The following is a 15,744-nucleotide window of genomic DNA, read 5'->3' as shown; positions in this document are numbered from 1 at the left end:
ATACGGCAAATAACAACGGGCTCGCTGATAAGCGAGCCCGTTTTATTTCGGCCAATTAAAATGTCAGTCCCATCGCCCGCAACTTCGGCATTAACTGGGCACTGCCGGCATCGACCTCTGCCGCCGTTAACAACAAGTAGTGATGGCGATGCTGTTGGAACTGCGCCAAGCGTTGCCGCTGCTCGGGATTATCATCCGCCACCACCTCAATGTAGAGCGCCAATGACGGAATAAAGAAGTCAGAAACCAACTCCGGCGATTCCGGCCACGGCTGTTCAAAGGCAAAACTGATTTGGTGCAGATAGAGCCAATTGGCCAAACGCAAATGGTGCAGTTCGGCGACCCAGTGACCGCTCATGGTGCGGTAACGGCTGTTAAAGCGGTGCTGAAACGCTTTGACCGATTTATGGGTTGAGGTCGCTTCGGCATCGGTCGCCAGATAGGTTTGCAACACCCGCTTAAGGCTCGGATGGTTACCAATGTCGTGTGGCCAATAGCTGACCGGACCACTAGCAAATAGCCGCTGACCGGCTCCCGCTCGACGCCCCTCTGGGGTTAACACCAAACCGCCGGCACCGCGCTGCAACCAACCAAGTTGCAACAGCAGTTGCTGCAGCTCATATTCAGACACTTGCAGCTTGCTCGCCAAGTCCCGCGCCGAGATAAGCTCTGACGGATCCGCCAGCTCGAGTTCTTCAGGCCACACCACATAGCGGCCGTACTTTTCATGCAAGGTGGTTTCACCACCAGCCGCTATCCCAAGTGCCGTTAACACCCATTGGTTATCAGCCCTCATCAAGTAACCTGCACGTTCAAACCGTTGAAACAGATCCTTACTTGGGATCGCCAAGCGCTTGGCCAGCGCCGAGGTAGAAATCATTCGAGTCATCCACAGCCTTATCTTTTGTTGCCGATACCAAACTTGGCTTTTCGATTCAGTATCAGTAGGTTGGCAATATAGGCTAAGCAGTTTGCGGTGCCACCAACACGGAATCAAGAGCGGCACTGAATCAGCAACAATGGCAACCAACACACAAGGAAGACGCCAATGGCATGGATTGCTAATATCAAGCACCAAGCGAATCATCGCTTCACCCTATGGTGTTGCTTGGTATTAGCGATCGCCTGTGCCAGCCTGCTTGCCGCCCACCGCTACGGCAAACGTAACATCATCGAGCAGCAGTCACTGGAGCTGAGCCAGCAATGGCACCAGCAGTTGGCTGCCGCTTCAGCGAGCAGCAACCAACAGTTACTACAGCAGCTAGCCACGCTGCTGCACAGTAAATTTACTGATCAGTTTGTGATCTTTGATGATCAAGACTTGCAGCGACCACTGCATCAGCTTAGCTATTCACGACTGCCACCGATAGAGCAACAACGGCTCCTTGAACAAGCGAATCAGCAACGCAAACAACAGCAACCAATCGTTATTACGCGCCAGCAAATGCTGTTTTACAGCAGTCGAGTGCCACTGCCAGAATTAATTAATAACCGCCACGCCGCCGCCATTGTGGTAACCGCTTTTGACTTCAATCGGATTGCGCCACTGCTGCGACAACACTTCGATTGGTTGTTGTTGGTATCCGCCGCCATTTTACTAAGCACCATTGTGTTGTTGTTTAGTTTCTCTCGCAGCTTTTTTATTCGCCCCCTCAAAAAGCTCATCGCCCCAGCGCACCCCAATCGCCAACCGCTTAAGCTGGAACTCAACTTGGTCGACCAATTAGCCCAGCAGTTGAACGAACTGAAGCAGCAGCGGCAACAGGCCGAGCAGCAATTAAGCCAGCAAGGCGAACGCCAAAAACGCTTACAGCAGCGGTTATCGATGACCATCCAACTGGGCGCCCTGCTGCCGTGGCGATTTGATTTCAATAACTACGAATTGCAATTATCGGATGAAGCACTAACCGTTCTGGGACTTGAGAAGCTAAGCAAAACCATCGGCATTAATGAGCTAAAACTGATGTTGCATCCCAGCGATCTAAACCAAGTGCAACTCAAAACCGAACGGCTGCAACCACAGCAAATCTGCCATTTCACCATCAGGTTATTAAGCCCAAACAACCATATTTATCATCTGCGCTGTGTCGCTTGCAGGATTGATAGTGACCACCAGCGGTCGCTGATTGGTTACAGCGTTGATGACACCCAAGCGGTGCGGTTACAACAAGCGGTAAATGGCTCGCAAGCTCAATACCAGCAGCTTGATACGCTACTGCAAGCGATTTTAAAATTAGAGCCCTTTGCCACGGTGCAATGCGACCAACAAGGCACCATCATTAACGCCAATCAGCAATTGCTGTCGCTACTTGGCCAGCCCAGTAAGACCTTGATCGGCAATAATCTGCAGATGCTGCTCGAGCCAAACGACCGCCGCCACCATTGGCCAAGTCGACAATTTTTGCTGCAACTGGCAGCGCAAGAACAAGGCAGCTTGATAGTTTTTGACAGCCAGCAACAACCCATTCCCTGCCAAGTGCTAATAAGCCAGCAACGGATCGATGGCCGCCAGTTCTACACCTTAGTGCTTCGACCACCCTCGGCTAGCTTAAATCGGCCAGCGCCTGGTGCCGTCACCACCACCAATCCAGACCAGTTGTACCTGTTGCTTGACGAACAGCGCCAGATCTATGCGCTGTCGACCGAATTAGCGCAGCGCCTTGGCTATCAACGCCAACAACTGCTGCATCGCTCGGTGCTGCAACTCTTGCCAACGGCAATTCGTGCTGGCTGCGATCGTTGGCTGATAGGACAACAGCCAGTGACAGCACTGACGCTGCCGGTACGCCATAATGATGGTCGCTGGTTACGCTGTCAGTTGCAGCTACAAACCTTTCAACATCCGCTGCATCAAAAAACGTTGCTACTGATTCAGGTTAATCGCCTTTGTTGGCACACCACCCCGTCGCTACAGCAACAAGCTTGCTAGCTAGTGCGGCGGCTTTTCCGTTTTACAAATTTACGCTTCGGCTGAGCCGGCAAGCCTTTTAAGCTGACCGGCACCGGATTGGCTTTTAGCTCGCCAATCAATTGCCCCAAATCACCGTTAAGACCATCGACAAATTGCAGATATGGCAACTGCCGTTCGGCAATTTTTGCCAGTTGATGCTCCCATTGGGCGGTCATATCCGGATAACTGGCGTGCTCTGGCAACGCCGCAATTAATGCCTTTCCCACCTCAGTAGCGTGGACGCTTTTGCCTTGGCGCTGAAGGAACTGACGCTTAAACAGCAATTCAATGATCCCAGCCCGAGTCGCTTCGGTGCCAATGCCGTCGGTGTCACGCAAAATCGCTTTTAAGCTGGGATCTTTTACAAAGCGGCCAATGCCGGTCATCGCTTGCAACAGAGTCGCCTCGGTAAAAGCTTTCGGCGGTTCGGTCATGCAATCCTTTATCTCATGACCAACGCAGGGGTGCTCACTGCCCTTTGGCAAGTTCGGCACGTACGGTTGCGCCTTTCCTTTGCCATCGCTGACAAGCGCCCGCCAGCCTGCCTTGGTCAGTTGCTTGGCTTTGGCGATAAACACGCCACCGGCAATGTCGAACTGCAACTGATTTTGTTGATACTCCGCCGCCGGATAAAACTGCATCAAATACTGCCGAGCAACCAACTGATACACCTGCCGTTCATCACTGCCAAGGCTGACTCCGCCACTGGCTTTCGCGGTGGGAATGATTGCATGGTGGGCAGTCACTTTGCTGTCATTCCAGCAGCGACTTTGCTGGCCACAATTGGCACCCGTTACCGCCTCCGCCAAGTCCGGCGCTACCGCAGCAATGGCACTGAACACCTGTGGCACATCGGTCAATTGCCCTTTGGGCAGATAGCGGCAATCGGATCGCGGGTAAGTGATAAGTTTGTGCTGCTCATACAGTTTCTGTGCCGCACTAAGTACCCGCTGCGCCGACAAGCCAAAGCGTTTGGCCGCGTCAATTTGCAGCGCCGACAACGAATAGGGCAACGGAGCGGTCTCTGTGCTGCTGCGCTGCTCGCTGCTAAGTACCTTAGCGACTTGGCCATCGATGCGATTGGCGACATGCTCGGCCAATTTTCGTGATAACACCCGTCCCTCGTCATCCAACCATTGGCTGCAAGCGTCACTGGGCTGCCAACGAGCTCGGATCTGCTGCTGTTGATGGGCAACCAATGCATCAAGCTGATAAAACGGTTGCGGCCGAAAATCGGCAATCTGCTGATCTCGACGTACCACCAACCCCAGGACCGGCGTTTGCACTCGCCCAACCGACAACACCCCGCCAAATCCAGCCTGCTGACCAAGCAAAGTGAAGGCTCGGGTCATGTTCATGCCATACAACCAATCGGCGCGACTGCGCGCCAGCGCCGACACCGACAACGGCATAAATTCAAGGTTACTGCGCAATTGTGCCAACGCTTTTTTTACCGCCGGCAGATTCATGTCGTTGATCAGCAATCGCTGTACCTGTTGCTTGCGCGACTTACTTAAACCAATGAAATCAAGCAGTTCATCCACCAACAACTGCCCTTCTCGATCGGGATCGCCGGCATGCACCAAACAGCTGGCCTGTTTGACCAGTTTTTTAACCACTGCAATCTGTTTGCTCATCCCTTTTCGTGGTCGCAGCTGCCACTGCTGCACCACAATTGGCAGCGTGTCTAATTGCCAGCGTTTATAGCGCTCGTCATAGGCTTCAGGCTCACACTGTTCCAATAGGTGGCCGACACACCAGGTAACGCAATCGCCATTGCCAACCTCGATATAGCCATCGCGATTGTGATGCGGTTTCGGCAACGCCGCCGCAATGGCGCGACCTAGGCTTGGTTTTTCAGCGATATAGAGACAATTCATGGCAAAACACAGAAGCAATAAGTGGCGACAGAATAGCGTTGATAGCGCCCGCAAACAATCAAAACTGTATAAATAAACAGTATCGATTCTATAGCAACGAACTGCGACAATTTGTTATTCAAATCGACGCTATAAATAAGAATTCGCTATGGTTAACCTCGACTGGTTGCAAACATTCTGCACCTTGGTAGAAACCGGCCACTTTACCCGCACTGCGGAAAAATTGGCGATGACCCAACCTGGGGTAAGCCAACAAATTCGCAAACTGGAACATCACTTTGGTCAACCACTGCTGCTGCGCGAAGGCAAACGCTTTTCGCTGACTGAAGCTGGCCACAAGGTTTATCGCCAAGCGCGGCAAAGCCTGATTGAATTAGCGCAGTTGCAACAGGATTTAGGCCAAGACGATCCACACAGTGGCCGCTGCCGCATCGCCTCCCCTGGCAGCGTTGGTCTTAAGCTCTATCCTGCTTGTTTAGGGCTGCAACAGCAGCACCCACAACTGCAGATTGAGTACCAGTTTGCTCCCAATGACAGTATTGAACGACAACTGGCAGAGCGTCACTTGGATCTAGGGTTGATGACCCGCTTGCCGACCTTACCTGAACTGCAATTTAATCACTTCGCCAGTGAACCCCTGTGCTTGGTGACCCCCGCCAACTGGCCCGGCGTAACCTGGCCAGAACTGATGCAATTGGGGTACATCGATCATCCCGATGGTCGTCATCACGCGCAGTTGCTGCTCGGTGCCAACTACCCAGAATTCGAACAACTAGAACAGCTACCCAAGCGCGGTTTTTCTAATCAAATCAGCTTATTACTGGAACCTGTTAGCCGTGGGCTTGGCTTTATTGTGCTGCCGTTGCATGCCGTGCAAGCCTTCAGTCGCCAAGCGCAGATTAAGATCTGGCCAATGACTACCCCAGTAGAGGAGCCGATCTACTTGGTGCGCCGACGTTATCAAGTCAATTCAGCACGTTTGGCCCATCTAACCGAACTGTTTGCCCAGCATCTGCTGCCTGATTGACCCATAATCTAGGGAAGATTGAAGACACGGACGTCGGCATCATCGCCTATGACCCTAACAAAACGAATACTGCTGCAGTTATTGGCCAGCAACCTTATATTAGCGTTAGTGTTCGCTGCGATAAGCCCGTGGTCTGGGCCTTGGGTTGCGCTAGTAGTGGCAATGATTTGCGCCAGTCTGTTGCTGTTGTGGTTTAGCCAACAACTCACCGCAGCAGTGACCGACCATCGGTTGCAATTGCAAGCGCTGCTGCGCCATGCCCCGCTGCCAGCCAGCACCACAACCATCACCGAATTTGTGCAACTCGCCAACCAAGTGGCGCAATTGCATGCATGTTCAGCGCCACCGCAGAACCTTGATCAACCCCGGTTGTACCACGATCCGCTGTCGGGTCTGGGTAATCGCCTGTTGCTACAAACTGGCATTGATCAGTGGATCCAGCGCGGCAGTAATGGCGTGCTTATGCTGTTGCGTTTGCCGTTTCTCAATCAGGTGTTACAGCGCCAGCACGAGGCCGGTTATCGCCGCCAATGCCAACAGTTAAAACAGCACTTGCAGCAAGTATTCGTAGGGCAACCGCTGCTGATAGCCCGGCTGCAACAAGATGAGATTGCCGTGCTGGTGACTGAACACCAACCAGAGCAACTGCCGCAGCAAGCCGAGCAGATAATTGCTTATTACTGCCAATGCGCCGAGGCGATCCATAACCACCTGATGCAACAACACCGACTGATTATGCTGCACGCCAGTTGTCCGCACGATCCCAGCGCGATGCTGGCAAAATTGGATAACCTGCTGGTGCAAAGCAACCACGGCGATCATCGCCAAGCGGTGATCTGCGATCACAACAGCCAAGCGGTTGTGCGCGGCCGCCAACAATGGGTGGAACTGGTACGCAGCGCCATGCTGCATGATCAGGTCGTATTAAAACGCCAAGCCAGCATCAGTCGCGATGGCGAGCTGCTGCATTACGAACTGCTAAGCCAGCTGCAGTTAACGGGCGAGTCTTGCCGAGCGGGTCAGTTCATTCCGCCCCTTGAAGCCTGTGGAGTGGTCGCTGAATTCGACCGCTTTGTGGTTAGCAAAGTGTTCGAAATCCTAAACAAAGGGCCGGAGCAGCCGCTATTGGCGATCAATCTTTCGCCTTGCAGTCTCGGCGATGCTGGTTTTTTGCGTTGGTTGAAGCAACAACTGCACCAGCAACACCGTTGGCGCGAACAGTTACTGTTTGAGATCCCCGAAGCGGCATTTTTTCAACACAAAGAGGCGGCGATGCTGTTTTGCGAACTGTTAGCGGAAGCTGAATTTCAGTTCGCCATCGATCATTTTGGTCGTCATCAGCAACAGATCAGTTATCTCACCGAACTGCCGATGCCGCGTTACGTCAAACTCGATTACCTGTTCAGCCAGCGGCTGCATCAGCAAGAGCAGCAGCAACAACTGAAGAAACTGTGCCACACCACCAAAACCTTAGGCTTACCGACCATCGCCACCCGCATTGAAAACAGCGATCAGTTATCGCTGTTTCAACAGCTTGAGGTCGATGGCATTCAAGGCTACATCTCCTACAACTGGGAGGAAGCCCAGTTGTTATGAACCCACGGTTATACGTCGTTAGTCCCCAAGTTAAATTGCGGCAGCGCAGTTACTTATCCGAGTCATCCGACTTTTGACCCCAAAAGGCATTAAAGAACTGCGCAGGGTTAAAGTCTTGCATTCGTTTAATCTCTTGCTGCCACTGCTGCTGCTGTGCCAACAGGTTCAGCATCGACTGTTCCAACCACTGCCCTGCCACACCGGTAAGATGGCTATCGTACAAGCGGATCATCTCTTGCAAAAAGCGATCAGTCAGCACTGACTTTTGCCCTTCACTCTCCATCTCGGCCAACACTTGCAATAACACCTGCCGCGTTAAATCTTGTTCACTCTTCGAGTCAACCACCTGAAACGATTGATAATCCTGAATAAACTTCCGGACCTCTGTAAGGGTGATGTAGCGCTTCAGTTCGGTGTCGTACAAACGACGATTGGGATAGCGTTTGATCAGTTTCATGCTGCTCTACGATGCCGCCATTGATGACTTAAGTGTATCAACAACAAGCGGTTAATGGATTGTGATAACTATCGATTATGACATTTTTGTGCAGTGCACAATTCATCCTTGACCGACTGCAACTTGCTGCATAAGATTTAACCACATTGTGCAGCGCACAATATTCAGCGGCCAAGTCTTCGGCTAACCGCTCAGGTTTTATCGCAATGGAGCCACACTATGTTCAACGATATGAAGCAACAGATGGAAGACAGCCTGCAGCACAACATCGACCAGCAGGTGAAGATCCAACAAGCCCACACGCAACTGCTAACCGATATCGCCAATCGCAACAGCGAATATCTGAACGACCTGTTGAAAAGCAGCAGCGAAGTTAGCCAAGGGCTTAGCGAGTGTCGCACGCCGATGCAGTTGCTGGATAAGCAAAGCGAGATCGCCAGCGAGTTCAGCGCCAAAGCCGAAGCCTACGTTAAATCGAATGTTGAAAGCTTCTCGAGCTACAGCACCTTGGTGGCGGAAATGACCAAAAGCTTTTGGCAGGTACCACAAGCACAAGCGCCAAAACGCAAACCAGCAACCAAGTAACTCAGGCTCAAAGAAAAAGCGCCGCTGAACGGCAAAGCTCAGCGGCGCTTTTTCGTTATCGCAACGGCTTAATGTCAGTCGCGATTGTTGCGTAACTTACCCAGCAGAGTCTGCAATTTCGGCTCTAATGGTGCTTCCAATTGCATGGTGGTTTCTTCCACCGGATGGGTGAAAGTCAGCCGGAACGCGTGCAAGAACAGTCGATCCAAGCCTTGCTTTTGCATTTGACCATCAAAGTAATCGTCGCCATATCGCTCGTCACAAGCAATCGGGTGCCCGGCGTATTGAGTGTGAACGCGGATCTGATGAGTACGGCCGGTCACTGGGCTGGCTTCCATCAAGGTGGCGCCGCTGAATGATTCGATAATCCGGAAACGGGTTTCCGATGGTTTGCCCTCTGGCGATACCGATACCGCCCGCTCGCCGGTGTTCAGTTCACGCTTAAGCAGTGGCGCTTGAATGGCACGACGTTTGGCCGGCCAGCGCCCTTTAACCAAACACAAGTACTGTTTACGCATGGTTTTCTGGCGCAACTGATCTTGCAGGTGCTTCAGCGCAGAACGCTTTTTGGCAATCATCAACAAACCGGAGGTAGCGCGGTCGATCCGATGCACCAACTCAAGGTTACGCTCCTCTGGGCGCAACGCGCGCAGCGCTTCAATCACGCCAAAGTTAAGGCCGCTGCCACCGTGAACCGCGATCCCCGATGGCTTGTTCAGCACCAACATCACCTTATCTTCATAGACGATGTGCTTTTCTAGGCTTTTCACCTTATCAAGATTGGCGCTTGGCAAGGCATCAGGCTTCGGCTCTGCCACTCGAATTGGGGCGATACGCAACTGATCACCATCTGCCAGTTTGTACTCTGGCTTGATGCGTTTTTTGTTAACTCGAACTTCGCCTTTACGCAGCAATCGGTAGATCAAGCTCTTTGGCACCCCTTTTAAAAAGGTGATCAAGAAGTTATCGATACGCTGACCGGCGTGGTCGTCGGTGATGGTCACCCACTGAACTTGTGGTGACGGGGAGTGTTGGGATTCATTCATGGCGCTATTGTAGCGACAGACCATAACGCAGGTAAATCGCAACCGACCGCAACCTGATCCGCTAATGCAACGAGCAACAACGATACAAAAAATCAACATTAGTGACCCAGTGCAAAGATCCTACCCTTAAGCGTGGTAACTGCCCAGTTTGGCAACGGATCTCTGATTGCTGCTTTGTGGGTAAATTGCTATGCTTTTGCCACCGACGCGTCACTTGTCCACAATTTGTTCAAGTCTGGCGTCGCAGGGACAAGGATGAGCCAGCTCAGCGTAATTTTCGCCCTCTGCAACTCGTTAGGCCGATAAGCCCACTAGCAGATACTGTGGCCCGGTTAAGACAACACAGGTCAATAACGAGTCGCCATCCTCCCGCCTTTTATATTTATATTTAAAAAACAGTTACCGATACAGGTGCTGCCGGAAACTGCCGGTTATAGAGAATTTTTATTGATGGCTAAGGCCGTCAATTGATGCCTTAGGGCGTCTAATGAGGACAATCAGGCAAAAGAGAACATCCGAGGTATACCCACGGCAGCCTGCTCTTGTTGATAGTGTTTTGTCGCTGTTTGGACCCACTATTTGACCTCCTCCCCCTCTGCCAGCCGCGATGGCTGTTGTCACAGGGGGGTGCCGGGCCCTGTCCGCGCAACATCTGTATCTGGTGACCAGAAAAATGGATTCAGTCACCTAATGAAAAGAATGCTGATCAACGCAACTCAGTCTGAAGAGTTGCGTGTTGCCTTGGTAGATGGCCAACGGCTGTATGATCTGGACATCGAAAGCCCAGGTCATGAACAGAAAAAAGCCAACATCTACAAAGGCAAAGTTACCCGTGTAGAACCTTCCCTAGAAGCGGCTTTCGTTGATTATGGCGCCGAGCGCCATGGCTTTTTGCCACTAAAAGAGATCGCCCGCGAATACTTCGTTAATGCCTCCCAAAAAGGTCGCCCAACCATTAAGGAAGCGATCAAAGAGGGTCAAGAAGTTATCGTTCAGGTTGATAAAGAGGAACGTGGCAGCAAAGGCGCTGCGCTCACCACCTTCATCAGTCTGGCTGGTTCCTACTTGGTATTGATGCCAAACAATCCACGTGCCGGCGGGATCTCTCGCCGTATCGAAGGCGATGAGCGCTCTGAACTGAAAGAAGCGCTGTCAAAGCTGGAAGTACCGCAAGGCATGGGTCTGATCGTCCGCACCGCTGGTGTAGGTAAAGCCGCTGAAGAGCTGGCCGACGACCTGCACGTGCTGCTGCACCACTGGAACTCTATTGAGAGCGCCGCCAAGGCCAACCCAGCACCGCTGTTGATCCACCAAGAGTCCAACGTGATTGTTCGCGCAATCCGTGACTACCTGCGCAGCGACATTGGCGAAATCCTTATCGACCACGCCAAAGTATTCGAACAAGCTAAAGATCACATCGCCTTGGTTCGCCCAGATGCGGTAAGCAAACTGAAGCTATACCAGAGCGAAGTGCCGCTGTTCACCCATTACCAGATCGAAAGCCAGATTGAGTCGGCGTTCCAACGTGAAGTGCGTCTGCCTTCCGGTGGCTCCATCGTTATCGACCCAACCGAAGCGTTGACGGCGATTGATATCAACTCCGCTCGCGCCACCAAAGGCGGCGATATCGAAGAAACCGCGCTGCAAACCAACCTAGAAGCCGCCGATGAAATTGCTCGTCAATTGCGTCTGCGCGACTTGGGTGGTCTGGTTGTTATCGACTTTATCGACATGGGCCCAGTACGCCATCAACGTGACGTAGAAAACCGTTTGCGTGATGCCGTTCGTGCTGATCGCGCCCGTGTCCAACTTGGCCGGATCTCTCGCTTCGGTCTGCTGGAGATGTCTCGTCAGCGTCTGCGTCCATCACTGGGCGAGTCTGCGGCTCACATCTGCCCACGCTGTAGCGGCCAAGGCACCATCCGTGGTACCGAATCCTTAGCGCTGTCTATCCTGCGTCTGATGGAAGAGGAAGCGATCAAGGAAAACACCGCGCAAATTGAAGCGCAGGTGCCGACCGACGTCGCCGCCTACCTGCTGAACGAAAAACGCAAAGCGATCCGTATCGTTGAGCAGCGCCACAAGGTTGAAGTGTATGTGATCCCACATCCACACATGCAGACCCCAGAGTACAAAGTGGTTCGTCACCGCAAAGACGACACCATCACCGAGGCCAGCTACACCCTAGTTGAGCGCCCAGAGGCCAAACTGTACGAGCCACGCAAGCACGAACGTGCCCAGCACGACAAGCCTGCGGTTAATGTACTGGCACAAACTCAAACCATCAGCAACGACAGCCGTCCGCTGAAACAAGAGCAAGAGCCACGCCCTGCGGCCAGCAACAACAAGCGTCAACGCCCTGCCCGTCAGGAACGTAAAGAGGCCAAAGTTGAAGCCAAACCAGGTCTGTTTGCTCGCCTAGCCGCGGCCATCAAAGGTCTGTTCAGCAGCGCCGAAGAAACCAAGTCCGACAGCAACGACCGTCGTGACAATCGTCGTCGCAAAGAGCGCGGCGAACGCGGTGAGCGCAACGATCGTAACCGCCGTAATCGTCGCAACGACAAACGTGACGAAGAGCAGCAAGGCGAAGCTAAGAACGAACGTCGCCGTAGCCGCCGCGATCGTAACGACCGCAACGACCGTGCTGAACGCAACGAGCGTAACGACCGTCGCGAACGCAACGACGAGGCCAAAGTTGAGCAGCAAGCTAAGCGTCAGGAGCGTGACGACAACCGTCGCAATGAGCGTAGTGAACGTGATGACAACCGTCGTAACGACCGCCCAGAGCGCAGCGAACGCAACGACCGTCGCAAGCCAAAGCGCGAGCGCGAAGCCAAAGTTGACGCAGTTGAGACCGTTGATGCGGCCAACACTGAAGTAGCGCAAGAGGTTGAGCAACCTAAACGCGAACGCCGTCAGCGTCGTCAGTTGGATCGCTCAGTACGCGTTGGTAAAGAAACCGCCGCCGTTGCCGCGTCTGCTGAAGTCGTTAGCGACGTTGTAGCCACCCCAGTTGTTGCTGAAGATAGCGCGCCAGAAGCCAACGAAACCGCACCGGTGTTCGAGCCACGCGAAGGCGAAATCAACCTGACCGACAGTGAGCGTCAAGCTCAACGTCGTTCTCGTCGTAGCCCTCGTCACCTGCGCGCTGCTGGCCAACGTCGCCGTCGCAACCGCGACAACGAAGATGGCATCCAAACTGACCCAGTTGATGCTCGTTACCCAGAGCAAGCGGAAGCAGCCCAAGGCGAGCAGATCGCCATGGAACTGCCAGAACCAGCAGCGGAAGTAAAAGCAGTTGAGCCGGTAATTGCCGAAGCCAAAGTTGAAGCGAAAGCCGAGATTGCGGCAGCAACCGAAGTTGACACCAAGGTCGAAATCGCTGTTGAAGCGGCGCCAAGCGAAGTGAGCAACGAGCCGACTGAAGTGACTGCTGATGCGATCCTGGCCAAGTTTGCTGCCGCCGAAGCCAAGCCTGAAACCCTAGTGGTTGAAGCTCCAGCCGTTGAGGCGCCAGTTGCTGAGGTAGCGGTAGTAGAAGCCAAAGCTGAAGCAGCACCGGTTGCCGAAGCAAAAGTTGAAGCCGTTCAGGTTGCAGCCGAAGCGAAACCAGCAGCAGAAGCCAAGCCTGTGGCGCCGGTAGCCGTCGCCAAAGAGCCAGCAGCGAAAGCGCCTGCAGCCAAACCAGCCCGTACCGGTGGTTTGCTGGCTGGCGTAGGGATCAGCGCCGAGATGGCAACCCCGAAAAGCATCGACACCGAACTGAAAAAGATCGAAGTGACCGTGCCGGAGTTCAAGGCTAAAGACAACGCCTTTGCCAACAACCGCTATGCCTCCATGGTGAACTCCACCATGACTCGCCCAGAGTAATCGCGAGCATTAGCCAAATGAAAACGGCCACCCAATTGGGTGGCCGTTTTATTTCTCTCAGATTTTTGCCAGCAGCTTATCAGCGGCATCCTCAAGCAGATCCAAAACCCGCTCGAAACCTTGATTGCCACCATAATAGGGATCCGGCACCTCCTTGTTGCTGCCGGCTAACGACAAAATCAGCCCAATCTTATCGTGATGTTGACGGTCAGCCAGTTTATGCAGATCGGCCAAGTTCTGTTTATCCGCCGCCAAAATCAGATCAAAGCGGTGAAAATCAGCCATCTCGATTTGGCGCGCGCTCATATTGGCAAAATCAAAACCGCGCTTACGACCCGCTTCAATGGTACGACGATCCGGACGTTGTCCTTGATGAAAAGCGGTGATCCCGGCCGAATCAAATTGCAACTCAACCCCGCGCTGCCGCGCTTTAGTACGAAACACCGCCTCGGCGGTGGGCGAACGGCAAATGTTACCGAGACAGACAAACAACACCGACTTTAGCTGACGATAATCCACATCCATATGCTGCGTTTCCTTTAATTAAGCGTCTCGCTAACGTAACAAATTGGCCACGGCAAAATCTTGGGGCTGGATCACTGTTCAATACTGCGGCATTGCGGTTAACGCTGCCGCTAACAAACTGGCGCCAGATGCTGCTGAATTTTCGCCAGCATGACCGCCTTTTGGATCGGCTTATACAACACATCGTTCATCCCAACTCGATGGCAGCGCTGCAGATCTTCATCGGTGGTAGTGGCGGTTAAGGCGATGATTGGCAACCGACAGCCATTACTGCGCAGTTGCTCGGTGCAATCAAAACCATCCATCTTTGGCATCCGACAATCCATTAAAATCAGATCAAATGGCTGTTGCTGCTCCTGTGCAATCGCCTCAAGGCCATCACTGGCCAAAGCGACGGTCGCGCCAACTTTTTCCAGCATCAACTTGGCCACCAGTTGATTGGCGCGGGTATCATCCACTAGCAACAAGCGAACGCCATCGAGCCGATAATCCTCCGGCGCCTCCTCTTGCTGTTGCACGGTGGCAAATGGCAACAGCAGTGTGAACGAAAACGTGCTACCAACTCCTGGGGTTGATTGCACTTCCAACTTGCTGCCCATCACCTGACAAAGGTGATTACAGATCGCCAACCCAAGGCCAGTGCCGCGATGCTCCGCCCCTGCCGCTTGCGCAAAGGGCTTGAAAATTTTGGCGATGGTGGCGCGTTCAATGCCGCAGCCGCTATCGCGAATCGCCAGTTGCAACTGGCAATGTTGTTGCTGTGGGGTCGCATCAATATCGACATCAATACGACCTTGGCGAGTAAACTTAATGGCATTGCTTAATAGGTTCAGCAGGATCTGTTTAAAGCGCAGCGCATCCACCGACACCACACAAGGGGCAACGCCGCGCCAATTTAGATTCAGTTGGTTGCCCTGCTCTTGCGCTTGCGGGCGCACCACCTCTAATGACTCGGTGACCAGTTGCTGCAAATCATTGGCCTGTGGGTTAAGCGCGAAGCCCCCATCTTCAATCTTGGCGTAATCAAGCACGTCGTTGATCAGCGCCAGTAGACTCTGGCCAGACAAGTTGATGATATTAAGCAGTTCCAATTGCTGCGGATTAAGCTGACTTTCCAGCAACAGATCGGTACTGGCCAGCATGCCATTGAGCGGGGTGCGCAGTTCGTGGGTGACAGAGGCCAAAAAACGGTAGCGTACCTGCGCCATATGAGCGGTTTGCTGCTGCGCTTGTTGCAACTGTTGGTAAGCTTGCACATTAACCGCAAACGCTTCGAGGCTGGTAAGCATTGAGCGAACAAACCAGCTTTGCGCCTCCTCTAATTTGGGCTGGTCGCTGACAAACAACAGCGCAATTTGGTGCTCCATCGATTGACACCATATCCCACTTTGTCCGCCGGCTTTGCGCACTTCACTGTCGCCACTGCCCAGTTGCTGCCAACTGTAACCGCGCCACACCGGCTCAAAATCGTGCTCGTTGGCGCTGTACCAACGCCCCTGCCAGCCGATCTGCAGCCGAAACGGTTGCTGTTCATCAAGCAGTTGCAGTAATTTGCCGAGCACCCGTTTGGGCACCACCAGCGAGGCATCGAGCAACAAGCTGAAACTTTGATTGAGCAAGCTTTCATAAAAACGGCGGCGATCAAGCTGCTGGCTTTGATCAGCAAGGATGTCACTTTGGTTGCGGTTGATCCGCTCCAACGCTTGATTGGCTTCATACAACTGTTCACTGCGCGTCTCGAGCATCTGCTCGGCGGCAATTCGCGCGGCCCGCTCACGTTGGGCTCGACGCTCCCAATTAATTGCCAC

11 protein-coding genes are annotated in these 15,744 nt (G+C 53.2%); 5 read left to right on the top strand and 6 right to left on the bottom strand.

Going from position 1 to position 15,744, the window contains the following annotated elements; all coding sequences use genetic code 11:
* Positions 1-55 precede the first annotated feature (55 nt).
* On the bottom strand, positions 56-889 hold the full coding sequence (locus G506_RS0100520; protein ID WP_156904740.1) for a hypothetical protein: 834 nt from the start codon (positions 887-889) through the stop codon (positions 56-58).
* A gap of 159 nt (positions 890-1,048) precedes the next feature.
* Between G506_RS0100520 and G506_RS0100515 the strand changes: the two genes are divergently transcribed.
* Positions 1,049-2,929: a PAS domain-containing protein gene (locus G506_RS0100515; RefSeq protein ID WP_028115167.1), complete on the top strand. Its 1,881-nt coding sequence runs from the start codon at positions 1,049-1,051 to the stop codon at positions 2,927-2,929.
* Here the strand turns inward: G506_RS0100515 and G506_RS0100510 are convergent.
* Entirely contained in the window at positions 2,926-4,830 is a 1,905-nt protein-coding gene (locus G506_RS0100510; protein WP_028115166.1) for a DNA topoisomerase III, read from the bottom strand. The genes G506_RS0100515 and G506_RS0100510 overlap by 4 nt on opposite strands.
* Before the next feature lie 148 nt (positions 4,831-4,978).
* Between G506_RS0100510 and G506_RS0100505 the strand changes: the two genes are divergently transcribed.
* Together G506_RS0100505 and G506_RS0100500 are read left to right on the top strand one after the other, a co-directional pair.
* Complete coding sequence (locus tag G506_RS0100505; RefSeq protein ID WP_028115165.1) at positions 4,979-5,857, top strand: LysR family transcriptional regulator; 879 nt, start codon at positions 4,979-4,981, stop codon at positions 5,855-5,857.
* Positions 5,858-6,019: 162 nt separating this feature from the next.
* Complete coding sequence (locus G506_RS0100500; RefSeq protein ID WP_028115164.1) at positions 6,020-7,453, top strand: EAL domain-containing protein; 1,434 nt, start codon at positions 6,020-6,022, stop codon at positions 7,451-7,453.
* Between the two features lie 49 nt (positions 7,454-7,502).
* Here G506_RS0100500 and phaR read toward each other — a convergent pair whose 3' ends face one another.
* Entirely contained in the window at positions 7,503-7,910 is a 408-nt protein-coding gene (phaR, locus tag G506_RS18300; RefSeq protein WP_051201782.1) for a polyhydroxyalkanoate synthesis repressor PhaR, read from the bottom strand.
* 219 nt (positions 7,911-8,129) lie between these two features.
* On the opposite strand from phaR, the gene G506_RS0100490 reads away from it, so the two are divergent.
* Entirely contained in the window at positions 8,130-8,495 is a 366-nt protein-coding gene (locus G506_RS0100490) for a phasin family protein (protein ID WP_028115163.1), read from the top strand.
* Between the two features lie 74 nt (positions 8,496-8,569).
* Here G506_RS0100490 and rluC read toward each other — a convergent pair whose 3' ends face one another.
* On the bottom strand, positions 8,570-9,541 hold the full coding sequence (gene rluC / locus G506_RS0100485; RefSeq protein WP_028115162.1) for a 23S rRNA pseudouridine(955/2504/2580) synthase RluC: 972 nt from the start codon (positions 9,539-9,541) through the stop codon (positions 8,570-8,572).
* A 690-nt stretch (positions 9,542-10,231) separates the two neighbouring features.
* On the opposite strand from rluC, the gene rne reads away from it, so the two are divergent.
* On the top strand, positions 10,232-13,411 hold the full coding sequence (gene rne, locus G506_RS0100480) for a ribonuclease E (RefSeq protein WP_028115161.1): 3,180 nt from the start codon (positions 10,232-10,234) through the stop codon (positions 13,409-13,411).
* Between the two features lie 57 nt (positions 13,412-13,468).
* On the opposite strand, the gene G506_RS0100475 is transcribed toward rne, so the two are convergent.
* Positions 13,469-13,936: a low molecular weight protein-tyrosine-phosphatase gene (locus G506_RS0100475; protein WP_028115160.1), complete on the bottom strand. Its 468-nt coding sequence runs from the start codon at positions 13,934-13,936 to the stop codon at positions 13,469-13,471.
* 110 nt (positions 13,937-14,046) lie between these two features.
* The gene (locus tag G506_RS0100470; RefSeq protein WP_028115159.1) at positions 14,047-15,744 is read right to left on the bottom strand and encodes a response regulator; all 1,698 of its coding nucleotides are present in this window, start codon (positions 15,742-15,744) and stop codon (positions 14,047-14,049) included.

The organism is Ferrimonas senticii DSM 18821 (assembly GCF_000422665.1).
Classification (GTDB): domain Bacteria; phylum Pseudomonadota; class Gammaproteobacteria; order Enterobacterales; family Shewanellaceae; genus Ferrimonas; species Ferrimonas senticii.
Note: the sequence above shows the minus strand (reverse complement) of the source record. Positions and strands in the feature narration are given on the sequence as shown.

Excerpts from the sequence above, each read along its gene's own strand:
- G506_RS0100520 (WP_156904740.1), bottom strand. The coding sequence starts at position 889 with ATGACTCGAATGATTTCTACCTCGGCGCTGGCCAAGCGCTTGGCGATC.
- G506_RS0100515 (WP_028115167.1), top strand. The coding sequence starts at position 1,049 with ATGGCATGGATTGCTAATATCAAGCACCAAGCGAATCATCGCTTCACC.
- G506_RS0100510 (WP_028115166.1), bottom strand. The coding sequence starts at position 4,830 with ATGAATTGTCTCTATATCGCTGAAAAACCAAGCCTAGGTCGCGCCATT.
- G506_RS0100505 (WP_028115165.1), top strand. The coding sequence starts at position 4,979 with ATGGTTAACCTCGACTGGTTGCAAACATTCTGCACCTTGGTAGAAACC.
- G506_RS0100500 (WP_028115164.1), top strand. The coding sequence starts at position 6,020 with ATGATTTGCGCCAGTCTGTTGCTGTTGTGGTTTAGCCAACAACTCACC.
- phaR (WP_051201782.1), bottom strand. The coding sequence starts at position 7,910 with ATGAAACTGATCAAACGCTATCCCAATCGTCGTTTGTACGACACCGAA.
- G506_RS0100490 (WP_028115163.1), top strand. The coding sequence starts at position 8,130 with ATGTTCAACGATATGAAGCAACAGATGGAAGACAGCCTGCAGCACAAC.
- rluC (WP_028115162.1), bottom strand. The coding sequence starts at position 9,541 with ATGAATGAATCCCAACACTCCCCGTCACCACAAGTTCAGTGGGTGACC.
- rne (WP_028115161.1), top strand. The coding sequence starts at position 10,232 with ATGAAAAGAATGCTGATCAACGCAACTCAGTCTGAAGAGTTGCGTGTT.
- G506_RS0100475 (WP_028115160.1), bottom strand. The coding sequence starts at position 13,936 with ATGGATGTGGATTATCGTCAGCTAAAGTCGGTGTTGTTTGTCTGTCTC.